The organism is Variovorax paradoxus (assembly GCF_000834655.1).
GTDB classification, from domain to species: domain Bacteria; phylum Pseudomonadota; class Gammaproteobacteria; order Burkholderiales; family Burkholderiaceae_C; genus Variovorax; species Variovorax paradoxus_F.
In genome coordinates this window covers 43,976-67,223 of the sequence record NZ_JXQQ01000008.1, presented here as the reverse complement: position 1 = coordinate 67,223, position 23,248 = coordinate 43,976, and the positions used below count along the sequence as shown (strand labels likewise).

16 protein-coding genes are annotated in these 23,248 nt (G+C 67.1%); 3 read left to right on the top strand and 13 right to left on the bottom strand.

The features are described 5' to 3' along the window. Positions 1-34 precede the first annotated feature (34 nt). The 9 genes from RT97_RS02880 to RT97_RS02840 all read right to left on the bottom strand — a co-directional run bounded on the left by RT97_RS02880 (position 35) and on the right by RT97_RS02840 (position 14,355). Positions 35-6,052, bottom strand: a complete 6,018-nt coding sequence (locus RT97_RS02880; RefSeq protein ID WP_052810537.1) for an alpha-2-macroglobulin — start codon at positions 6,050-6,052, stop codon at positions 35-37. Between the two features lie 120 nt (positions 6,053-6,172). Next, a complete protein-coding gene (locus RT97_RS02875; RefSeq protein ID WP_042577285.1) occupies positions 6,173-6,649 on the bottom strand; it encodes a DUF2269 family protein in 477 nt (158 codons plus the stop codon). Further along, entirely contained in the window at positions 6,646-7,023 is a 378-nt protein-coding gene (locus tag RT97_RS02870) for a DoxX-like family protein (protein WP_042577284.1), read from the bottom strand. Before RT97_RS02870 ends, RT97_RS02875 begins: the two co-directional genes overlap by 4 nt. Next, the gene (locus RT97_RS02865) at positions 7,020-8,138 is read right to left on the bottom strand and encodes a saccharopine dehydrogenase family protein (protein ID WP_042577283.1); all 1,119 of its coding nucleotides are present in this window, start codon (positions 8,136-8,138) and stop codon (positions 7,020-7,022) included. The genes RT97_RS02870 and RT97_RS02865 overlap by 4 nt, the downstream gene beginning before the upstream one ends. Continuing rightward, positions 8,135-9,766 (bottom strand): FAD-dependent oxidoreductase, encoded by a 1,632-nt coding sequence (locus tag RT97_RS02860; RefSeq protein WP_042577282.1) that lies wholly within the window; start codon positions 9,764-9,766, stop codon positions 8,135-8,137. The genes RT97_RS02865 and RT97_RS02860 overlap by 4 nt, the downstream gene beginning before the upstream one ends. Before the next feature lie 10 nt (positions 9,767-9,776). After that, positions 9,777-11,327, bottom strand: a complete 1,551-nt coding sequence (locus RT97_RS02855) for a polyamine aminopropyltransferase (RefSeq protein ID WP_042577281.1) — start codon at positions 11,325-11,327, stop codon at positions 9,777-9,779. 99 nt (positions 11,328-11,426) lie between these two features. Next, positions 11,427-11,645 (bottom strand): DUF350 domain-containing protein, encoded by a 219-nt coding sequence (locus RT97_RS02850; protein ID WP_013544332.1) that lies wholly within the window; start codon positions 11,643-11,645, stop codon positions 11,427-11,429. 48 nt (positions 11,646-11,693) lie between these two features. Beyond that, a complete protein-coding gene (locus tag RT97_RS02845; RefSeq protein WP_042577280.1) occupies positions 11,694-13,178 on the bottom strand; it encodes a DUF4178 domain-containing protein in 1,485 nt (494 codons plus the stop codon). Between the two features lie 118 nt (positions 13,179-13,296). Then, a complete protein-coding gene (locus RT97_RS02840) occupies positions 13,297-14,355 on the bottom strand; it encodes an SPFH domain-containing protein (RefSeq protein ID WP_042577279.1) in 1,059 nt (352 codons plus the stop codon). A 171-nt stretch (positions 14,356-14,526) separates the two neighbouring features. Between RT97_RS02840 and RT97_RS02835 the strand changes: the two genes are divergently transcribed. The 3 genes from RT97_RS02835 (at position 14,527) to RT97_RS02825 (ending at position 17,947) form a co-directional block, all read left to right on the top strand. After that, positions 14,527-16,875: an NADP-dependent malic enzyme gene (locus tag RT97_RS02835; protein ID WP_042577278.1), complete on the top strand. Its 2,349-nt coding sequence runs from the start codon at positions 14,527-14,529 to the stop codon at positions 16,873-16,875. A 182-nt stretch (positions 16,876-17,057) separates the two neighbouring features. Beyond that, complete coding sequence (locus RT97_RS02830; protein ID WP_042577277.1) at positions 17,058-17,471, top strand: ribonuclease domain-containing protein; 414 nt, start codon at positions 17,058-17,060, stop codon at positions 17,469-17,471. A gap of 50 nt (positions 17,472-17,521) precedes the next feature. Then, complete coding sequence (locus tag RT97_RS02825) at positions 17,522-17,947, top strand: barstar family protein (protein WP_086011111.1); 426 nt, start codon at positions 17,522-17,524, stop codon at positions 17,945-17,947. A 43-nt stretch (positions 17,948-17,990) separates the two neighbouring features. On the opposite strand, the gene RT97_RS33360 is transcribed toward RT97_RS02825, so the two are convergent. From RT97_RS33360 to RT97_RS02810, 4 genes are read right to left on the bottom strand one after another with little or no spacing between them, the layout of a single operon-like run. After that, entirely contained in the window at positions 17,991-18,224 is a 234-nt protein-coding gene (locus RT97_RS33360) for a hypothetical protein (protein WP_172672145.1), read from the bottom strand. Further along, the gene (gene rsmA, locus RT97_RS02820; protein ID WP_042577276.1) at positions 18,221-18,985 is read right to left on the bottom strand and encodes a 16S rRNA (adenine(1518)-N(6)/adenine(1519)-N(6))-dimethyltransferase RsmA; all 765 of its coding nucleotides are present in this window, start codon (positions 18,983-18,985) and stop codon (positions 18,221-18,223) included. Before rsmA ends, RT97_RS33360 begins: the two co-directional genes overlap by 4 nt. A 3-nt stretch (positions 18,986-18,988) precedes the next feature. Continuing rightward, on the bottom strand, positions 18,989-20,398 hold the full coding sequence (locus RT97_RS02815; protein WP_042577275.1) for a peptidylprolyl isomerase: 1,410 nt from the start codon (positions 20,396-20,398) through the stop codon (positions 18,989-18,991). A 21-nt stretch (positions 20,399-20,419) separates the two neighbouring features. Beyond that, complete coding sequence (locus RT97_RS02810) at positions 20,420-23,035, bottom strand: LPS-assembly protein LptD (protein WP_042577274.1); 2,616 nt, start codon at positions 23,033-23,035, stop codon at positions 20,420-20,422. Between the last annotated feature and the right edge of the window lie 213 nt (positions 23,036-23,248).

The window sequence follows — 23,248 nt, the reverse complement described above, 5'->3', positions numbered from 1 at the left end:
GGCGGGAGAGGGGACAAGGCAGAAGCCGCGTTCATCAATTGCCCACCACCTGGAAGCGCGCACCCGCCGAGCGCGAATACACGCGCCGGTCGTACATCGCCTCGCCGTATGCGGCCGGCACCACGAAGTCGCCGACGTTGGTGGCGCGCGCCTTGTAGGTCACTTCGAGCAGGTTCTTGTCGACGGCGCCGTAGAACACCACGCGGTCTTCGCGGATGTCGGCGTACTGCACCTTCCACGAGCCGCCGCCGCCCAGGCGCTTCTTCCAGATCGGTGCGTCGGCGTTGGCTTCCTCGTCGTCGCCCACGGCCTGCAGCACCGGCTCCAGGCCGCCGGGCAACAGGTCGACCAGCGCCACGTCGTTGAGCTGCGCGCGCTCCAGGCTGCGCACGCGCACCCGCACCGTGACCTCTTCGCCGAGCTTGGCCTTGGTGATCGGGTTGCCCTTGGCATCGAGCACTTCATGGAAGATCTCCAGGCCCTGGTTCACCGGCGTGGCCGGCACGTTGCGCTCGAAGCCCTGCTCGGCCCAGCTGTAGTACAGGTTGAAGTCGCTGTCGTTCGAGAGCTTGAGCTTGGCCGTACCCGTTGGCACCGCGGCACGCGTGATCGGGTTCACCGAACCCAGTGCGAGCGCCGCGGCCTGGCCTTGCGCGTTGACGCTCTGCGCCGTCAACTTGCCCTCGGCGTTCTGCGCCACAGCCTCGAAGTACGCATCGACCGCGAGCAGCATCGAGGCCGACGACAGGCTGTTGTACCAACCGTCGCGCACCATCGCGCCCATGCCTTCCCACACCTCGGGCTTGAGCGTCTTCAGGCGCGAAGGGAAGTGGCGGCCCACCAGGTGCAGCGTCATGCTGTCGTGCACCAGCGGGTCGTAGTAGGCGCCCCAGACGTTGCGGCGCTGCTTCTTCTCGGTGCGCGCGAGCAGGTCGGACCACACGGGGTTGAGCAGCTCGTTGGCCACCTGCTCCTGCTTCACGAGCTGGTAGCTCGCGGCGAGGTACACGGCGCCCAGGTCGTCGCTCCAGCCTTGCGTCTGCTTGTTGCGCCAGGCTTCGCGCAGGTTGGCCAACGCGGCCGGCGCGATGATGCCCTGGCGCGTGAGGAGGTACGCCGCCTGCGTGCGCTGGCGCCAGCCGTCCAGCGAGGTGTCACCGCTGCCGAGCCAGCCCTGCAGGTAGGTGTTGGCCTTCTGCAGCAGGTCCTGCGGCACGGGCAGCTTGTGGTCCTTGGCTTCGATCAGCAAGTGCACCGCGTAGAGCGTGGCAAAGGGATCGGTGCCCGCGCCGGGCCAGAGCGAGAAGCCGCCGTCGGCCGTCTGCCGCGCGCGCAACTGCACCAGGTAGCGCTCGAAGGTCTTGCGCGCTTCGGGCATCGGGCCCTGCTCGGGCGTGCGGCCGCGCGCCATTTCCTTCACCAGCTCGGGGCGGCTGGACAGCAGCACGGCCGGGAAAGTCTGGCTCGTGATCTGTTCGGTGCAGCCGTGCGGATAGACCTCCAGGTACTGCATGAGGCCGGTCGCGAAGGCCCACGGCGCGGCCGATATCGCCACATCGCTCTTGCGGAAGTTCGGATACAGGTCGGCCTTGCTGCTGAGCTCGCCTGCGCGCTGGAAGCTGCCCGCCTGCACCAGCGTGACGAACGGCGACGCAGGCCGCACGCTCACCTCGGTCGAGAGGCGCGCGCTGAAGGTCTTGTGCGTCGAGGTGAACACCAGCGCGGAAGAACCCAGCACCGCCTGCTCGCCCGGCTTGGCGCGCACGTTGAACTTCGTGCTCGCTTCGCCGCGCTCGTTGACCTTGAGCGTCTGCGTCGCATCGCCCACCACTTCGAGCCCGCCCGAGGCGGTGAGCGTGAGCGCAATGGGCACGTCCTTGCCCGAACCCACGATGTTGTTCGCGAGGCCCACGCCCACTTCGACCGTGTCGCCGGGCGCCATGGCGAGCGGCGCGTTCGGCAGGATCACCATGTCGCCGCGCACCACGGTGCGGGTGCTCTTGGCGGCGGTGGTCTCGTCGTTCACCGCGACGGCCATCACGCGCAGGCTGCCGTTGAAGCTCTCGGGCACGGTGTAGCTGAATTCGCGGCTGCCGTTCACATCGACGAGGCCCGACCAATAGGCCACCGGCTTGTCGCGCTTGCGCTTGAACGGATTCAGGTGCTTGCCGAGTTCGCCTTCGCCGTCGCCGCCGGGCGCGGCGCCCTGCATGAGCTTCTTGAACTCCGGCAGGATCAGGTCGAGCGTCTGCAAGGTGCCCACTTCGAGCGCGCGCTTCTGGAAGAAGTGCTTGAGCGGATCGGGCGTCTTGTAGCGCGCCACCTGCAGGATGCCCTCATCCACCGCGAACAGCACGGCGCGCGTGGGCTTGTCGCTGGTGAGCTTCATCTTCACCGTCTGGCCGGGCTTCACGAGCTCGCTGCTGGTGAGCTGCAGGTTCGCGGTGCGCTTGGCCAGGCTGGTGGCGAAGGGAATGACGCCGTACGACAGTGGGCTCATGTAGACCTCGTCCGAGGCCGGGTCACGCACGAAGTGCACGTTGATGTAGCCAGTGCCCTCGAAGTCCTTGGGCAGCGTGATCTTCTGCACCGAGGCGGTCTTGTCGGTCTTGAACCAGGCGTGGGCATACACCTTGTCGCGCTCGATGGTGATGAGGCCCGCGCCCATGTACGGCGCGCGGATGCTCACCTCGATCTCCTGGCCCGGCTCGTAGTCCTTGCGGTCGAGCGTGAGCTGCAGTTCGGCATTGCGGTCCAGCGAGCGCGAGACGTTCGCGTTGCCCGCGACGCTGTACTCGACGCGGTTGAGTTCCAGCCCGCCGGCATTGCGCACCACGTAGGCGAAGTTGCCGGGCGTGGCGGTGTTGAGCGCGACGGTGTTGCCCGCTGCGACGATGGCCAGCGGCTTCTCGTCGATCACGATTTCCTTCTTGCGCGACTCGTAGCGGTAGAGGCCGTTGTCCTGCTTCACGAGCACCGACAGCACCTTGCGCTCCACGCGCTCGATCTTCAGGTCGGCCACGGCCGTCTTCTTCGCCTGCGGGTCGATCGCGATCACGGTGGCATTGCGCGCGGCGCCCTTGCTCACGTAGCTGGTGTCGCCATCGACCTTCACGCCCACGAGATAGGGCATGTCGCTCACCAGCGTCTGCGCTTCGGCCGAGACGCTGCGCCCGCCTTCGGGCTCGAAGGCCTTGGCGAGCACGTGCACCTGGTAGGTCGCTGCGTCGAAGCGCGAGAGGCGCAGGTCGAACTCGGCCTTGCCTTCGGCGCTGGTCTGCACGCTGCCCAGGTCGTCCACCTGCTTCTCGGTGGCACGCTGCGGATCGAAGAAAGCGTAGTCGGCGAACGCGCGGAACACCGGGAAGGCCGGGCTCAGCGTGAGCGTGCCTTCGACCTTGCGGTCGGGCGCGGGCGTGCCGAAGAGGTTCTGCACGTCGATGAGCGCCTTCAGGTCCTTGGGCTTGACCCAGCCTTCGGCCACTTCGCTGCTGAGCTTGGCGACGACCTTGGTGCGGTCGGGCAGGAACTCCTGCACCTTCACCGTGGTGCTGCCGATGAGCAGGCCTTGCACTTCGGGGTTGCCCGGCGACGACTCGCGCGGCAGGTAGAGGTTGACGGTGTAGTTGCCGGTGGGCGAGGTGTCCTGCGTGGCGTGGGCGATTTCCGCCGCGCCGCCGGGACCGAGCTTGAGCTTTTCGCGGCGCACGCTGAGGCCGCGTGCGTCGATGATCTCGGCCTCGAGCGGCAGGTCGCGCAGCGACGTGGCCCAGTTGCCCGCCTTCACCATCATCGCGATGTGCATGGTGTCGCCCGGGCGGTAGATGCCGCGGTCGCTGAACACGTACGCCGTCATCTGGTTCGGCACGCCAGCCGCGCGCAGGCCGCCGACGTCGAAGCGCGAGATGTCCAGCGTGCGGTCGGTGCGGTTGAAAGGCAGGAAGCTCAGGTCGCCGTCCTTGCGCACGACCAGCACCACGGGTGCCTTCTCGCGCTGGTAGCCGGCGAGGTTCGGCAGCTTCGCGGCGCCGGTGGCGTCTGTCGATTGCGACGCGACGATCATCCCGTTGCGACCCCACACCTCGACCAGCGCGCCGGCGACCGGCTGGCCGTTGGCGATGCTCTGCACGAACACGTCGCGCGTTCCGTCGAGCGACTTCTTGGCGACGATGCCCAGGTCGGTGACGAGCACCAGGCGCTGGTCCTTCTGGTCTTCGGGGTTGCCGCTCTCGGGGTCGCCTTCACCTTCCGGCTGCTGTTCTTCCTGCTGTTCCTCCTCGGGCTGCGCCTGTGCGGCCTCACCCTCGGCCGCCTCCGGCTTCTTCTTGGCCTTGGGATCGAAGCCCTGCACCTTGAGCAGGAACACGCCGCGGCGGTCGGCCACGTCGCTGCGCAGGTACTCGGCGAAGTCGACGGTTTCGTAGTGCGCCTTGCCGGCGGGAATGCTGAGCGGAATCTCCTTCTGGAAGCGGTCCACGAGGTTGTCCGACTGCAGGCCGCCGTTGAACTGCGGATGCGCGAAGTCGCCGTTGGTCTGCGTGACCAGGTGCTGCAGCTGCTGCGGCAGCAAGCGGCCGATTTCCAGGCGGATGCCGGGCAGGTCGCGCACGAGGATCGGCAGCTTGCGCTCGCCCGAAAGGGCGAGCAACGAGCCCTGGCTCATGATGGTGAGTTCGGGCGCGAAGGTCTTGAGCAGGCGCACGTCCTGCCGCGCCGCGCCGAGCTGGTAGCCGCCCGGCGTCTTCAGGCCCTTGGCCACGCGCACCAGCAAGTAGCGGCCGCCCTCGGCTTGCGGGAGACGGAAGCTGACCATCTCGGTCACTTCGCGCTCGCTGGCAATGGGCTGCAGGTTGATCTTCTTCGCGCGGCGCAGAACGGCGTCGGTGACCTTCGAAGGATCGGCGGACCAGTCGAACTTTTCTTCGGGGTCACCCTTGGCTTCTTCGGTGGCGGGCAGGAGCCAGGCCTGCACCACGCGCGCCATTTCGCGCTCGTGCACCGGCATCGAGGCGGTGACGTGCATCACGTGCTCGGGTTCGCCACTCTCGCCCGTGACGATGGTCGGGTCGATGCTCGAGACGTCGAGGCTGAAGAGGCCCGGGATGTCGACCGCACGCGAGATGTCGTTGCGCTGGCCGGGCCCGCCCTTCTGCGCGACCGTGCCGGAAGCGAGGCTGAGCACCACAGGGCGCGTCTTCTCGGGAATGGGCAGCGGCTCGGACTGCAGGGTGGCGGTCAGGCGCAGCTTGTCGTAGCTGACGGTGAACTTCTCGCTCGCGCACTTGCCCACGCTGAAGATCGAGGTGCCGCAGGCCTGGTCATAGGTCAGAACCAGGCGCTTTTCGAACTCTGCCGTGTTGACCGGGTGCGAGAAACGCACCTGGAAGAGCGCGCGCCGCACGTTGGCCTGCACCGGGTCTTGATAGAACTCCGCGCCTGCGATGCGCGCGTTGAATTCGGGCGAGGTGAACTCGTACTTGCGCTGCTCGATCTCGATGTGCGGTGCGAGCGCGTCCTTCGAGAGCTGCACCTTGTACGGCTGGCCGACCGGCCAGTCCTGCGCGGGAAGAAATTCGAGCTTCTTCTGGCTGCTCCACGTCCAGCGCCCGGCAATGGCGGGCTCGATGGTGACGCCGGTCGCCTCCTGGCCGATGCGCGCGATCGGCGCGACCGAGGCGGTGAAATTGATGACGACCGGGTTCGGTCCCTTGTCGTTTTCGATCTGCGTGCGCGGCGGCGGCACGATCTGCGCTGTCGAAACGACCGGCTCGACGCGGTCTGGCGTGAGACCGTGCCACCACTTCAAGACATGCGGGCTGGCGAACCAGCCGGCCAGCACCAGCAACGCCAGCACGACCAGCCAGGCCAGCCGTTGCTGCAGCCACTGCAGCCCGAAAAGAAGAAAGGCGCCCACGATGCGCAGCCACCCCGGGGGTCGCCAGGAACCGATGAGTCCGCGTGCCAGCGGACGCAGAAAACCGAGTGCACGGCCGAGGCCGGTGAAGAGCACGTCGCTGAGCGACGCGAGTTTTCGATTGGCAACTTGAAGCATGGAAGCTCCCCCGATGTTTTTGTTGGCGCCTGGCAGTCTCTGGTCGATCTGTGAAACCACGGCGCTGTGTATGAAGTCTGCGTGAAAACTGCACAGGCCCGCGCACCGGCCTGGTTCGAATCAAAAGGAAAGGGCGGGCTTGTTCACCATCAACCAGAACACGACGGCCATGGCCACGAAGGCCGGATAGCCGAGCCACTCCCAATAGCGTTGATAGCGCGCATACAGCGGCGGCAGCGGCATCGCGTCCTCGTGCGCCTGCCCGGCCATCGCGGCCATGCGGATCTGCAACCACACCACCGGCAACCAGCAAAGGCCCGCGAACGCGAAGAGCCCCAGCGACACCGCAAGCCACGGCGTCGAGAGCGGCCAGCCCGCCATGTGGGCCAGCGCAAAGCCGGTCACGGGTTGCAGGATGACCGTGGGCGTGGTGAACCACCAGTCCGCGCGCACCACCAGCCGGCTCACCACCGCCTGCGCCGGTACGCTGCCGCTTCGGTTCGCAAAGAACATGTAGAAGGCCGAGCCCAGCCCCGTGCCGACCATCAGCACGCTGGAGACGATGTGCAGCCACTTGAGGACGAGGTAGGTGTTCATGGCGAGGTGCGCCGGTACAGGTGCCAGAGCAGCGCGGCGATGGGCAGGTTCTTGAGCAGCGGGCCCAGCGGGTGCAGCCACAGCGCGGGCTGAAGAAAAGTGGCCACTGCGGTCATGAGCACCATCAGGCCGAGGGCCGCAAGGTAGCTGGCGCGGCCGGGCCGCAACCAGAGCGCCAGCCCGATGGCAATGTCGGCCGCCGCGCCACCGACGATCAGCAGCTGCACCAGCCAAGGCGGCGATGCGATGCCCGCATCGGCCAGCACCTGGCGGCTCTGGCCGTTGAGTTCGACGATGCTGGCAAAGGCGGTGAGCAGCCAGACCGCGACAAGGCTCAGGCGCAGCAGGCGGTCGTCGTCGGCCGGCCGGTTCATTGGACGGGCGATATCTCGTCGATGACGTCGGTCACCATGCCCCAGCGCGCGAACTCGGGCTCGAATTCGGGCAGCGTTAGCAACCCTGCGCAAGCGTGCGCGCCGACAGGGAGCGCGTCGCCGCGCGCGAGCCGGCGGGCCAGCAGGATCGCGGCCATGCAGGGAATCTCCGGGCCATGGTTGTCGTCGGCGGCGATGTGCCAGGCGCTGCGCGCAGCGGCTCCTTTCGCATCGGTGCCTTCGACGCGCACCACCATGCCGCCCAGCGCCGTGCCGAGCGCGTCGAAGACGCCGCCTGCCGAATGCAGCAGCGGCGCCAGCTTCTGCGGCGCGCGCAGAAGGCCCGCGCGGTGCATGAATGCCATGAAGGCGAAGGCCTGCTGCGCGATGCCGACTTCGAGCGCCGCTCGGAACATGACCGACTGCACGCCCGCATAGCGCGACGGAAAGAGTTCGAGATCGGGGATGTCGCACAACGCCCCCCGGCGCGGCCGCATGCGCGCGAACTGCACCTTCACCGGATTCGCCCAGCCCGGCTGTTCGGTCCACTGGCCGTTTTGCCAGACGCGGATCGGCTCGCCGCAGTAGGCGAGCACGCCTGCGAGCGTGGCCTCGCCGCGCGGTGCGCCCTGCGCCGGCGCAATGCAGATGTCGATGCTGTGGATGCCTTGCCAGCCGGCCGCGAGATGGTCAACCACCGCCGACGAGAGCGCCGGCACGGTGCTGGCGCCTGCAACGGCGGTTCGCCGCGCATCGCGGAAGGCGGCGTCCATCGCGGCGGGAAAGTCGCAGACGAAGCGGCGGCCGTCGGCCAGGTCGATGTAGTGCGCGCCGGCGGCCGCGACGGCCTGCGGCACGCGGTAGTCCTGGTTCTGGAACGGGCCGGCGGTGTGGATGACGAGATCGACGCCCAGGTACCCCAGGCCCTGCGCAAGATCGGGCGCCCCTGCATCGACGCGAACGCCGCGCGCATCGCTGCCCAGCGATTGTGCAAATGCGGTCGCCCGCTCCAGGTCGCGCCCGCCGATCAGCAACTCGATACCGGCATCACCCGCCAACGCCAGGCAGATGCGCGCGCCGAAATTGCCATAGCCGCCGAGCACCAGCGCCTTCATGCCAGGCTCGATCCGGCCACGTGGCCGCGCGTGAATGCTTCCTCGAAGATCGAATAGCCCGACCAGTCCGCGTGCGCGAACGACAGTCGCCCCGCGACGACGCTGCCGCGGTGCGCATCGTCCGGCGCCGTGCGCTGCGAGCCGATCTCGGCCAGCAGCCCTGGCCGGGGAATCGACATGGCGTGGCCGTAGCGCGTGATCTCGATGCGCGTGGCGAGCGAGGGCAGGTCCGGGTGCGGCACCGACAGCTCGGTGAGCAGGTCGTCGCGCCAGCCGGTCCAGGGGCGCTCCAGCAGCAGCTTGCGGCCGTCGGCGGTGTCGTAGCTGCTCGGCCCCAGCGGGCGGTACCAGCTCAGCACTGTGCCGCGCGGCGTGGGATCGAGCGTCTGGTGGCGCGCATCGACGTAGCCCAGGCCGCGCGTGCCGTAGATCACGTTGTCCCAGCTCGGCGCCGCGCCCACGCGGTCGGCCAGCGGACCGCGCAGGTGCACGTTGGCAACGAGCCAGGGCGCGTAGCGCACGTGCGCGGCGGCGTGCTTCAGCACCTCGGGTGCGTTCTCGACCACGCGCGCGGCAATGAACACCGGCAGCGCGACGATGCAGCGCTCGGCCTGCCAGCGCACCAGCGATTTCGACGCGGCGTCCCACGCATCGACCTCGACCCCGCCGCGCAGCTCGGCAATGCGCGTGACGACCTGGCTTGTGCAGAGGCGCTCGCCGAGCGGCGCGGCCAGCTGCTTGCTGAGCCAGCCGTTGCCTTCGGGCCAGGTGAGTACGCCATCGCGCTCGGGGTTCGCGTCGTTGGCGCTGCCGCTCGGATCGCCAGGCGCGTGGAAGCCATGCCGGCTCGCGAAGTAATGAATGCCCGCCCAGGCCGAAACCTGCTCGATGCCCGCGCCGTAGTCGTCGCGGCAGCAGTAGTCGAGGTACCAGCGCAATTGCGCATCGCTGAAGCCTTCGCTGTCGAGCCAGCGCGAAAAGGCGATGGCATCGAGCGCCAGCAGCTCGGGCGTGACCGCGACCTTGAGCGTCGGAATGGCGAAGTGCGCCGCGTGCTGCAGCGCGTCGATGCGCTGCGCGAACTTGCGGTATTGCGCGATCGTGTCGGCGCCCACGCCGTGCACGGGCAGCAGGCCGTCCTGCCACTCGCCGTGGAAGAACAGGCGCTCCTGCGGGCTGTGGCAGAGGGTGCGCTCGTCGTATTCCCAGCGGCCCGCCACGCGCTGGCGCAGGCCCAGTTCCTCGAGCAGGTCCTGCACCTCGCGCGCATCGTCGCCGGGCACCGGCAGGTAGTGCGCGCCCAGCGGGCAGGCGATGCCGTTGACCATGCCGCCGCGCGCATTGCCGCCGGCGGCATCTTCCAGTTCGAGCAGGGTGAAGTCCTCGATGCCCGCGAGCCGCAAGGCGCGCGCGGCCGCAAGACCGGCAACGCCGCCCCCTGCGATCACCACGCGCGTGCGCTTCACCGCTGCGGGCGCCTGGCTCCTGAGTGTGCCGTCGCGCATCGCGTGGCCGCGCGCAACGTCGATGCCGGTGAATCCGCCTTCGATGGCCGGCGGCACCTCGCACCCGGCCAGCGCCAGGGCGCCCGCCGCACCCGCCACGCCGAGGAAGTCGCGCCGTTGCATGGTCTCGAAGCTAGTGGGCCATGACCTTGCCCCACTCCTGTTCGTAGGTGGTGACAAGAGTCTGGTTCGACAGGCGGTTCACCTCGGCCGGCACGCGTGCCATGTCGAGCGGAAAGTCGAACATCAGCGGCAGCGCCGAAGGCGAGAGAAATCGCAGACCCGGGGGCAGCGCATCGGGCATCCGGTAGGGCCGGCGGCTCGCGATGATGTAGCCCCATTCGCCGAAGCTGGGCACATGCGCGTGGTAGGGCGTTGCGCGCAGGCCCACCGATTCGATGGTCGTCGCCACGGTCCAGTAGCTCTTGCGCGCCACCAGCGGCGACGTGGTCTGGATCACGGCATAGCCGCTGGCCGACAGGCGCTTTTCGAGCAGCGAATAGAAGCTGTTGGTGTAGAGCTTGCCGATCGCGAAATTGGTCGGATCGGGAAAGTCGACCACGATGACGTCGAACATGTCGCCCGGCTGCTGCAACCACTGGAAGGCGTCGGTGTTGACGATCTTCACCTTGGGCGAGGACAGCGAATGCGCGTTCAGCGCGGCCAGCGTTTCATGCTCGGTGAAGAGCTTCGTCATGTTCGGATCGAGCTCCACGAGCGTGATCGATTCGACCGAGGGGTACTTCAGGATCTCGCGCACCGCCATGCCGTCGCCGCCGCCGAGCACGGCGACCTTCTTGGGCGCGCCCTGCGCGGCCATCACCGGATGCACCAGCGCCTCGTGGTAGCGGTACTCGTCGCGCTCGGCGAACTGCAGGTTGCCGTTCAGGAAGAGGCGATGCCCGAGCTGCCCGCGCGTGACCACGATGCGCTGGTAGGGCGACGTGGCGCTGAAGACGATGCGGTCTTGATAGAACTTGTCTTCGGCCAGCGTGGTGATGTGGTCGGCCCAGACGAAGGCGGCCAGCAGCGCGGCCAGCGCGAGAAAGCAGGCGAGCGCATGCGCGCCGATGCGCCGCAGTTCATGGCGAAAGAGCCACAGCGCCCACACCGCCACCGCGGCGTTCATGAAGCCGAACAGGAGGCCGGTGCGGATCATGCCCAGCTGCGGCACGAGGATGAGCGGAAACGCCACCGACACCGCGAGCGCGCCCAGGTAATCGAAGGTCAGCACCTGCGAGACCAGGTTCTTGAGCACGATGTTGCGCTTGAGGATGCGCATGACCAGCGGGATCTCCAGGCCCACAAGCGTGCCGACGACCATCACGAGGCCGTAGAGCAGCAGCCGGAAGGCGCTGGGCACGTAGGCGTTGGCCAGGAACAGGATCGCCGGCAGCGCGCCGCCGATCAGCGCCACGAGCAGTTCGATGCGAAGGAAATGCGCCGGCAGCTGGCGGTCGAAATAGCGCGAGAGCCAGGAGCCCACGCCCATCGCGAACAGGTAGGTGCCGATGATGGTGCTGAACTGCAGCACCGAATCGCCGAGCAGGTAGGAGCTCAGCGCCGCCGCGCTCAGTTCGTAGACCAGCCCGCAGGCCGCGACCACGAACACGCTGGCGAGCAGGGCGATCTCGACGGGCTGCGGCCCCTTGGCCGGCAGCGCCGGGCTGGCAGGCGTGTCCATGGATCAGGCGGCCGCCGCCGGGCCGCCCCGAGGCGAGCCGCGCCTCCCCCTCGGGGGGTGGCGAATGACACGTAGCGAAGCGAAGTGCAAAGCCGGGGGCTAATGGATTGCGGCGGCGACGATGATGCAGATGCCCAGGCTCATCGCGGCGACGACCAGGCCCAGTGCCACGTTCTGCTTCTCGACGATCTCGCCCCACAGGTCATAGGGCGTGATCTTGTCGATGATGAGGAAGCACAGCCAGAAGATGATCACGCCGATCAGCGCGTACACGAGCGATCCGAGGACCACGCCCGGTTTCAGCCATTCAAATCCCATGGGGACCTCCAGTCGTAGTAGTAAGAGACATCGCGCAGATCTTCGCCGTCATTTGTGGCCGCCGCCACTCGAATATCCGCCGTAGGAGCCGCCCGAGCTGCGATAGCCCGAGCCGGTGGTGTTGTTGGTGCAGGTGCTCAGGATGATCAGCAGGATGATGATCACCACGATGATGATGATGATCGTGCCGCAGCCCAGGCCCGAGGCGGCGCTCACCGGCAGCGCGTCGCCGCGCTTGAACATGTCCTTCTTGGCATCGAGCTTGAAGGCGGTCGCGACCACGCCGCTGTCCAGCTTGATGCCCGACGACCACGTCAGCTCGTTGGTCGAGCGCTCCATCGACAGCAGCGCCGGGCCGCTGGCGAAGTCGCGATTGAAGGTCTTCTGCCCGCGCTCGACCTGCCAGTAGAACTCGCCCGCCACGTAGGTGGTCTCGGCGTTGTAGGCGTACTGCTGCTGGTAGCGCTTGCTCAGGTAGGTGGCGGTGCTGCCGTTCTCGGCCATCACCGGCGCGCCGGTGGTCGGCTTGACCATGCTCCAGCCGTCCTCGGCATCGACCAGGAAGCTGAAGCCGCGCTTCTTGTTGTAGAGCAGGTACTCGTCCCACCCGAAGTGCTCGTCGTCGCCGGGCTCCACGCCCATGCGGTGCTGGAAGCCCACCACCTGCCACTGCGCGCCCTGCAGCTGGCCCATGGTGCCCAGGGCGATGAGCGGGCGCACCGGCTCGTCCTGCGTCGCGTGCTTGAGCTCGCCGCCGATGCCCTGCGACAGGTCGATGATGCTGTTGCACGAGCGGCATGTGATGCTCTTGCTGTCGGCCAGGTTCACGGTGACCGGCGAGCCGCAGTTGGGGCAGTTGAAGCTGCGGCCCTTTTCGTCCTTCGCCGATTCCTCGCGCAGCCCGGCCAGTTGGAGGTCTTCCAGCTGCACCGAGCGGCCGAGGTAGGCGCTGGGCTTGGCGGTGCCGTAGTCGATGCTGAGCACCAGCCCCTTGTCGTTGCGCAGCTCGACCATCGCGAACGGCCGGCCGAGATCGGGCAGGTGCGGCAGCTCGCCCTGCGCGGAGGTGAGCGCGACCTGCTCGTTCGAGGTGACCGTGTAGCTCTGGCCCGCGAAGGCGCTGGTAGCGCCCACGCGCAGGTCGACCGGCGGCGGCGCGGTGCGCTGCAGGTCGAAGGGCAGCGCGAAGACGTAGGCGCCGTTGTCCTCGCTGAGGATGGCGGTGCGCTCGTCGTCGAGCGCGGCGATCCATTCGGTCCAGCGGCCACCCGGGTAGGTGTATTGCAGCCGGCCGATCAGCGTGAAGGGCTTGTCCTGGATGCGGCCGGTGGCGAACAGCTGGAGTGGGCTGAAGTCGTCGAACAGCTCGGCCATCTTGCCGGTGCGCGCGAGCGTCTCGCCCTGGCGCACGACGGTGCTCTGGCAGTAGGGACAGACCGCGTGCGTCGATTGCGCCGAGCGGAATTCGACCGGCGCGCCACAGCCGGGGCAGGGCGCGCGGTAGTAGCGTTGGTTGCCGGTTTCCTCAGCCATGGCAACCAGCGACAGATGCAGTTATGAGGAATGCCGTGAAACCGGCTCTGCCGAGCCACGGGCATTGCCCCCTGCAAGGGGGGAGGAGAAGCGACACGGAGTGCGCGAAGCCTGGGGGTTAAACCAGCTTCTTGAGCAGGTCTGCCTTCTTGGCGTCGAACTCTTCTTGCGTGAGGATGCCCTTGGTCTTGAGCTCGCCGAGCTTCTCGAGCGTGGTCATCACGTCGGCCGGGCTCACCACGGCCACGGCGGGCTGGGATGCTGCGGTGGTCGTGGCCGCAGCCGCTGCGGCCGCGTTCGGGCTCAGGCCCTGCGCGAGGTTCTGCGCCAGCACCTGGCCGAGCGCCACGCCGGCGCCCAGGCCCATCGCGTCGCCCGCGATGCCGCCGCCGTTGGCTGCGCCTTCGGCGAACTTGGGGATGGCCTGCGCCGTCTGGTACTGCATGAACTTGCCCATGTCGTTGCCGACCATGCCCATGCCGATCTTCTGGTCGAGGATCTTCTGCAGCTCTTCGGGCAGCGAGACGTTCTGGACCGTGATGTTCTCGAGCTTGATGCCGATCTTCTCGAACTCGGGCACGAGCTGCGCGGCGAGCGCCTGCGCGAACTGGATCTGGTTGGCCGCGAGGTCCAGGAAAGGCACGCCGCTGGAAGCGATGGCGTTGCTGATGTTCTGCAGCACCAGGCCGCGCAGCTGGCCGTCGAGGTCGGCAACGCTGTAGATGTCGCGCGTGCCGGAGATCTCGGTATGGAACAGCTTGGCATCGCCGATGCGGAAGCTGTAGTTGCCGAAGGCCCTGAGGCGCACGGCGCCGAAGTCCTTGTCGCGGATGGTGATCGGCTGGGGCGTGCCCCACTTCTGGTCGACCTGCTGGCGGGTGCTGAAGAAGTAGACGTCGCTCTTGAAGGGGGACTCGAAGAGCTTGTCCCAGTTCTTCAGGTACGTGAGCACGGGCAGCGTCTGCGTCGTGAGCTTGTACATGCCGGGGCCGAACACGTCGGCCACCTTGCCTTCGTTGACGAAGACGGCCACCTGCGATTCGCGAACGGTGAGCGAGGCGCCGTTCTGGATTTCCATCTCGGCCATCGGGAACCGCCAGGCCAGCGTGCCATCGCCGGTCTCGGTCCACTGGATGATGTCGATGAACTGTTTCTTGATGAAATCCATCAGTGCCATGGTTGCTCCTCGTCTTCAGGTGTTTTGTCCGAACTGTGCATATTGCCACATCGTCTTGACAACGCCCCGTGCTTTTGGTCATGTCTCGCACCGGCCATGCGGCGTATGGCTTGCACGACCGAGGTCTACAATCGGCGCCCCCAGAAGAAGCGCCACCAGGAGCTACGGCACATGTCAGATTCGACCCCCTCGACCTCATCGACTCCCACGCCCGAAGACAAACGCGCCGAGCTGCGCCGTGCCGCCCTCGAGTACCACGAGTTCCCCGTCCCCGGCAAGATCGCCATCGCGGCGACCAAGCAGATGGTCAACCAGCGCGACCTGTCGCTGGCCTACTCGCCCGGCGTGGCCGCGCCCTGCGAGGAAATCGTCAAGGACCCGCTGAACGCCTTCAAGTACACCTCGCGCGGCAATCTCGTCGGCGTGATCAGCAACGGCACCGCGGTGCTCGGCCTGGGCGACATCGGCGCTCTGGCGTCCAAGCCGGTGATGGAAGGCAAGGGCGTCCTCTTCAAGAAGTTTGCCGGCGTCGACGTGTTCGACATCGAGATCGACGAGAAGGACCCGGCCAAGCTGGTGGAGATCATCGCTTCGCTGGAGCCCACCTTCGGCGCGATCAACCTGGAAGACATCAAGGCCCCGGACTGCTTCTACGTGGAGCGCGAACTGCGCAAGCGCATGAAGATTCCGGTGTTCCACGACGACCAGCACGGCACGGCCATCACCGTGGCGGCAGCCATGGTCAACGGCCTGAAGGTGGCCGGGAAGAACATCGCCGACGTCAAGCTGGTCACCTCCGGCGCTGGCGCCGCGGCGCTGGCCTGCCTGAACCTGCTGCTCAAGGTGGGCCTCAAGCGCGAGAACGTGTTCGTCACCGACCTGGCCGGCGTGGTCTACGAAGGCCGCGAAGAGCTGATGGACGACGACAAGCGCCAGTACATGCAGAAGACCGAGTTGCGCAAGCTCTCGCAAGTGATCGTCGGCGCCGACGTGTTCCTGGGCCTCTCGGCCGGCGGCGTGCTCAAGCCCGAGATGGTCGCCAGCATGGCGGCCAAGCCGGTGATCTTCGCGCTGGCCAACCCGAACCCCGAGATCGCCCCCGAAGACGCGCACGCCGTGCGCCCCGACGTGATCATGGCCACGGGCCGCACCGACTATCCGAACCAGGTCAACAATGTCCTGTGCTTCCCGTACATCTTCCGCGGCGCGCTCGACTCCGGCGCGACCACGATCACCGACGAGATGGAAATCGCCGCGGTGCACGCGATTGCCGACTTGGCGCAGGCTGAGCAAAGCGAACGGGTCGCTGCCGCGTACGTCGGTGAAAAGCTGTCCTTCGGCCCCGAATACCTGATTCCGAAGCCCTTCGACCCGCGTCTCATGATGAAGATCGCGCCGGCGGTGGCCAAGGCGGCCGAGGAAAGCGGTGTGGCAACGCGTCCGATCAAGGACATGGACGCCTACCGCGACAAGCTGCAGAACTTCGTCTACGCCTCGGGCACGACGATGAAGCCGATCTTCGAAGCGGCCCGCCGCGCCTCGAAGAAGCGCGTGGCGTACTGCGAGGGCGAGGAAGAGCGCGTGCTGCGCGCCGCGCAGATCGTGGTCGACGAAGGCATCGCGCGCCCGACGCTCATCGGCCGCCCGGCCGTGATCGCGCAGCGCATCGAGAAGTTTGGCCTGCGCCTCAAGGAAGAGCTCGACTACGACATCGTCAACGTCGAGCAGGACCACCGCTACCGCGATTTCTGGCAGACCTACCACCGCATGACCGAGCGCAAGGGCCAGACGGTGCAGACCGCCAAGATCGAAATGCGCCGCCGCCTCACGCTGATCGGCGCGATGCTGCTGCACAAGGACGAGGTCGACGGCATGATCTGCGGCACCTGGGGCACCACGCTGATCCACCTGCACTACATCGACCAGGTGATCGGCAAGCGCCCCGGCGGCTGCGAGAGCACCCCGCAGGACGTGCCGGTGTACGCCTGCATGAACGGCCTGCTGCTGCCCGACCGCCAGGTGTTCCTGGTCGATACGCACGTCAACTACGACCCCTCTCCCGAGGAACTGGCCGAGATCACGACGATGGCGGCCGAGGAAATGATGCGCTTCGGCCTCAAGCCCAAAGCCGCGCTGCTGTCGCATTCGAACTTCGGCACCAGCAACGAGCCCAGCGCCATCAAGATGCGCAAGACGCTCGACCTCCTGCGCGTGCAGGCACCGTGGCTCGAAGTGGACGGCGAAATGCACGGTGACGTGGCGCTGGACAGCAAGCAGCGCGCGGTCGTCATGCCCCACAGCGCGCTGGCGGGTGACGCCAACCTGTTGGTTTTTCCAAACATCGACGCTGCCAATATTTCGTACAACCTGCTCAAGACGGCAGCAGGCGGCAACATCGCCATCGGCCCGGTCCTGCTCGGTGCGGCCAAACCTGTGCACATTCTCACGGCCAGCGCGACTGTTCGACGCATCGTGAACATGACAGCCTTGACGGTGGCTGACGCAAACGCCGAAAGATAGGCCATTCGGCGAAAGTGGACGCTGACTTAGCGGCCCACTTTCGCCCTTTGCGACTGCTCAAACTTTGGGCAGTCGCTTGCTATTTTGGCCAGCGTGGTGCACACTCGCGGGCTTGAATTTGCGGGTTAACCCCGAGGTTGAGCGCAATTCGAACCCCCCGCTCTTTTCTCTTGTGGTGTCCCATGGCGGCTTACGCCTCGCTCACGTCCTCAGTCTCAAAGTTTGCGCTCACCAGCCTGATGCTGTTGGCGTTGACGACCGGGGCCGAGGCCCGCGGTTGGTTCGGCGCAGGAAAAACGTCCGCTGAGGAATCGATTGCACTGACCGATCTTCCGGTCCAGGGCCAGCGAACCTATCAGGCCATCTTGAACGGTGGCCCCTTCCGGTACGAAAAGGACGGCACTGTATTTGGCAATCGCGAGCGTCTCCTGCCGCCGGCACGGCGCGGCCACTACCGGGAGTACACGGTGACGACACCGGGCGCTCGCAACCGGGGTGCCCAGCGAATCGTCTGCGGCGGCGAGCGGCGCACGACACCCGAGGCCTGCTGGTACACGGCAGACCACTATGCAAGTTTCAGACGGATTGCGCCATGAGCGATGAAAACGACCTGAGCGGCGCCCCCAAGCGCCCCGAAGAAATGATGATGACTATGGAAAGACCAGCGGAGATGACCTTATCCCTTCGTGCCGTACGCCCGAACATCGTGCAATCGATCCGCGCGTTCCGCGTGAACGACCTGCAGGACGCCGCCAACGCGGCCGGCCAGCACTTCCTGTACGCGAACCTGGGCAACGCCCAGACCAAGCAGGACGTGCTCGACCTGATCGCCCAGCAGTTCACCTTCCCGGCGCACTTCGGCAAGAACTTCGACGCGCTGTACGACTGCATGACCGACCCGTTGCATAAATCGGGCCCGCAGCCAGGTTTCGTCATCGTGCTCGAGCAGATTCCGGCCAACGCCAAGTTCGACAAGGAAGCGCGCGAGCAGCTGCTCGACATCTTCCGGGACGCTTCGGATTACTGGGGCGACCGCAAGGTCCCCTTCCGGTGCTTCTATTCTTTTCTGTAGCCCGTTCTGCATCTACCAGCCAAGCAGAACGGGCGAACGAGGCTCAGCCCACCGCTGAAACCCTCGATGGCATCGAAGTGAACCCCAACGCCGCCGCAACGGCCGCCGCCAGCACCGAGCCGGCCGGCGAAAAAATGCCGACCGACAAACTGGTCGACGTGTCGCCCCTGGCTTTGCGCATGAGCAGCCCCTTCAACGCAGGGTACTGGCTGGCCGCCGCGTAATCGCAGCAACCTGCCTGAATGAAGAAAGCCCGTCGACGACGGGCTTTCTTCATGGGGGAACGGCCTGGGCCAGTGCAACGTATTCGGCCACCGGCACTTCCTCGGCGCGCCGCTGGGGATCGAACTCCCCCTCGAAGCCGTGCGTCTCCAGCCATTTGCCCAGCGTGTGCCGCAGAATCTTGCGGCGCTGGCTGAAAGCCACCTGCACGATCTCGCCCAGCCGCGCCGCATCCACCGCCGGCGGCTGCGCCAGCGGCACCATGCGCACCACGGCGCTGTCCACGCGCGGCGGCGGATCGAAGCTCTCGGGCGGCACGAACAGCACGTTCTGCATGTCGTAGCGCCACTGCAGCATCACGCTCAGGCGGCTGTAGTCGGAGGTGGCGGGCCTGGCCACCATGCGGTCGATCACTTCCTTTTGCAGCATGAAGTGCTGGTCCGCGATCAGGTGGGCAAAGCCCAGCAGATGGAACAGGATCGGCGTGGAGATGTTGTAGGGCAGGTTGCCCACCACGCGCAGCGGTTTGGGCGCTGCCTTGGCCGCGAGCTCGGCGAAGTCCACCTTCAGCACGTCGGATTCGATGACCTCCAGCTGCGGATGCTCCCGCAGCCGCTTGGCCAGGTCGCGGTCGAGCTCGATGACCGTCAGGCGCCCGAGCCGCTCGACCAGCGGCTGGGTGAGCGCCGCGAGCCCCGGGCCGATCTCGACCATCGCATCGCCGGGCTGCGGCGCGATCTCGTGAACGATCGCATCGATGATCCCGCCGTCGGACAGGAAATGCTGCCCGAACCGCTTCCTGGCGATGTGTGCCATCGATCAGGACTGCGGCGGGTCGCGGTATTCCACGTACGCGCGTGCGCGCACTTCCTGCACCCAGGTGGTGAAGGCTTCCTCGATGCGCTGTTCGCGCAGCACGTTGCGCGCGGCCTCGCGCTGCTCCGTCTGGGTCAACTTGGAATCGCGGCGGCCGACCACCTGGATCAGGTGCACGCCGAAGCGGGACACGACGGGGTCGCTGATCTGGCCCGGCGACAGCCGGTCCATGGCTTCCTCGAACTCGGGCACGAACTGGCCGGGGCGCGACCAGCCGAGGTCGCCGCCTTCCTTGGCGCTGGCGTCCTGCGAGTTGTCGCGCGCCAGGCTCGCGAAGTCGGCCGTGCCGGCCTGCACGCGGCGCTTGAATTCCGCCAGCTGCGCCACCGCCTGCGCCGTGGTGCGCTTGGGGTCGTTCAGCAGCAGGATGTGACGCACCTGGGTCTGCGTGACGGTCGCGTCGAGCGAGCCGATCTGCGCCTTGGCCAGCACCTTGAGCACATGGAAGCCGGCGCTGGAGCGGACCGGCCCGGCGATGCCGTTCAGCCCCGTCGATTGCACGGCGTCGACGAACAGCGGCGGGTAGCGGTCGGCCGTGCGCATGCCGATGGCGCCGCCGTTGGCGCGGTCGGGCGAGTCGGAGTTCTCGCGCACCAGCTTGGCGAAGTCCTCGCCCGAACGGGCGCGGTCGGCGATGCCTTGCGCCTTCTTCTGCGCGGCAGCCACCTGGGCGTCCGTGGCGTTCTCGGGCAGGGCGACGAGCACCTGCGCGAGATTGAGGTTCTGCAGGGCCGCATTCTTGGTGGTCGAGTTGCGCTGGTCGCGCAGGTACTCGTCGGCTTCGGTGTCGCTGATCTTGATCTTCGACTCGACTTCGCGGTCGCGCAGGCGCGTGAGCAGGAGCTGGTCGCGCAGGTCGCTGCGGAAGTCAGCCAGCGCGATGCCTTCGGCGGCCACGCGGCGGCGCAGCTCGACCAGGCTGATCTCGTTCTGGCGCGCCACGGTCTGCTCGGCCTGGTCGATCGCCACGTCGTCGACCTTGATGCCGCCTTCCTTGGCCAGCTGCAACTGGGCGCGCTCGACGATCAGGCGCTCGAGCACCAGGCGCGCAAGTTCGGCGCGCGGCACGCGTTCCGCATCGGGGTTCTCCTTGAGCAGGCGAGTCACCCGCGTCTGCACGTCGGTGTTGGTGATCGGCTCGGAGTTGACCAGCGCGACGATGAATTCAGCCGCCCGCTGCACGGGCGCCGCAGCCGGCGCGGCCGGGGCGCGCTGCACCGGCGGGGGCCCCAGGCGCGGACCGGCGCGCATGATGTCCGTGATGCCGCTGCCAGAGCGAAAGCCCTGCGCACCCGACGTTGCGGCCATTGCCGCGAGGCAGCCCAGGGTGATGATGGAACGGATGTGTTTCATGGCGGTGCTCAGTCAGTCGTCTCAGTCGTAGTTGGTGAAGCGGCTCGGCGCCTCGCCAGGTTGGCGCAGGGGTTCGTAGCGCTGGATGTTCTGCCGCAGCGCCTGCATCGGGCTCGAGCCGATGCTGGAGAAGCCGACAAATTCGAGCTGGAACATGATGCGGGTGTTGGCCGTCACCTGGCCGGTGGTGATGCGTTGCAGTACCACGCGCCCGATCCAGCAGCAGCCGTCGTACTCGAAGCCGAGCACGCCGTCCGTGAGTTTCTTGTCCTGCAGGTCGTAGTTGAGACGGCCCACCGCATACCAGCGGCCGCCGCCCTGGCCCTTGCCGGGGCCCAGGTTCTTGCCCTTGTCGCCCCACAGGTCGTTGAGCGGCCATTGCCAGCCCACGTCGATCGACTTGTTGCCGTCGTTCACCGCCGTGGTGTTCGGGTTGGCCAGCAACGCGGCCTGGTACGCCGCGCTCGGGGCCTGGTAGCGGAACGCCACGCTCAGGTTGTGATACGGCTCGGGGTTGTAGCGTGCGCTGAGCGCCGCACGGGTGGAGCGGCGCGTGTCGGGGTTGTACTGGACGAGCGCGTCGGTGCTCCACTTGGGCGTCCAGTTGATCTGGCCGCCGACGAGGAAGTCGCTCGCGCGGTCGGTGACCGGCAGGCCGCCGGGCAGCGTGACTTTCTGGTCGGCGAAGCGTAGCCGCTGCGCGATGCCGATGCGGGCCGCCTCGACACCGGTGGCGGGATCGATCAGCCGAGAGGTCACGCCCAGCGTGAGCGCATTGGTGTCCGAGATGCGGTCGTTGCCCGAGAAGGCGTTCTCGGTGTAGATGGTCGCGAAGCTGAAGTCGTTGGCGGCCGAGTCGTAGTTCGGCAGCCGGCTCTGGTCGCGATACGGCGTGTAGACGTAGTAGGCGCGCGGCTCCAGCGTCTGGCGGAAGGCGCGGCTGAAGTAGGTGGCGTCGCGCTCGAAGATCAGGCCGCTGTCCAGGCTGAACGTCGGCACCGTCCGGTTGGCCGAGGTCGGGAAGAAATAGAGCGCGCCGTTCTGGCGCGGCACGCCATTGACGTATTGGACCCCGTTGACCGTGATCGTCGGAATTTCGTTCTGCGGCCGGTAGAAGTTGTAGGCGGTCGAGTTCAGCTGCAGCTTCGGAATGACGAACGAACTCGGCGTGATGAACGGCCGGCTGATCGTGGCCAGCGCGAATGCCCGGTCGCCATCGGGCTGCGACTGCTGCGTGAGGTCGAAACCGGGCTGCCCGCTCAGGATGCTGTTGACCCGGAAGCGCGTGTAGTCCAGGTTCAGCGAAACGTCGAAGCCGTGCCAGTCGTACTTGTTGTAGTTGGCCGTGATCTGCGGCATGCGGTCGTACGACGGCACGATCGGCGACAGGTTGTACTGCAGCGTCTGGTAGCGCAGCGTGCGGACCTGGCCGCTCCAGTCGTCTTTCGTCCAGTTGAGCGAGGCCTCGTTGGGCAGCTGGCGCTGCGCGAGCGTCGGCGTGCGCGTGAAGTCGCGCCAGTAGTCGTTGTCGCTGACGCGGTTGATGTTGATGTTGGCCGACAGCGAATCCAGGCCTAGCGCCTTGGCGTCGAAGTCCTGGTGGTGGTTCGCCCAGATGCCCCAGCGCTTGGTGCTGCCCGGTGCCGCGGTCAGGTCCTTGGCCTGGATTTCTCCCTTGGCCAGTTGCTCGAGCTGCGAGGCACGCAATTCGTTGTAGCGCTGGCCCACCAGGCGGTCGGCGCCCATCAGGTCCAGGCGGATGCTGCCGCTGTATTCCTTCTCCATGTACCGGAACTCGGTGCCCAGGTTGAGGCCGCGCTTGCTCATGATCGTCGGGGTGATCGTGGCGTCGCGGTTGGGCGCGATGTTCCAGTAGTAAGGCTGCGAGATCTCGATGCCGTTGGTGTTGTCCACGCCGATGGTGGGCGGCAGGAGGCCGCTCTTGCGCGCGTTCGACAGCGGAAAGCTCACGCTCGGAATCGGCGGCGTGCTGATGCCCATGAAGCTCAGGCGCGCGTTGGTGGCCACGCCCTCGTTCTCCTCGGTGTCGGTGGTGATCGTGGCCGCGGTCAAGAGCCACGCCGGCATCCAGCCCGGGAAGTCTTCGCGGCGGCAGGTGGTGTAGGTCGCGCGCCGGGCGATCGACACGTTGGCGTCGACGAAATCGATGCGCTCCGCATCGCCGTGGCCGCCGTTCGCAAGGAACCGGTAGCGCACGTTGTTGAAGAAGCCCTCGAAGGTCTCCAGCTTGAGTTCGAGCTCGGGACCTTCGTACACGTTGCCGGCCTGGTTGACGCGCACGTTGCCCGTCGCCTTGGCGCGGTCGTCGGGCTGGTAGTACTCGAGCCGGTCGGCGGTGATGGCGACCGGGCCGCGCCTGAGCGTCGCATTGCCTTCGACCACGGTTTCCAGGTCGGGGCGGCCGGACATGCGGTCGCCCGTCACCAGGCTGGGCAGCTGGCCGCGCTCGGTGGGCGGGACGACTTCGGTCAACAGCGGGGTGCGCTTGAGCGTCAGCGGGCCGTCCAGGCCGTTCGCAGGCTGAGCGTAGGCACCGTGCGCCTGGAGCAGCGCCAGCGACAGCATGGCCAGCTTCAGCGGCGGGCTGGCGCGTCGCAGGGCAACACGTCGGCTCATCAAGCCTCCTCGCAGGCCGTTCCGAGGAAAGCCCGCGGCTCCCCCGAGGAGAGCAGCGAGCGCACAAGGTGCCAAGCGTGAGGGCTTTGGGTCGTAGGCATCGGTTCGGAACGAAAGATCGTCGGGGAGACGGCGCGGCAGGCCGGCGGGTTGCAGGGGCCGGCAGCAACCTCTGTTCGATCGGTGGCCGACCGGAGGGGGTTGCCGCGCCAG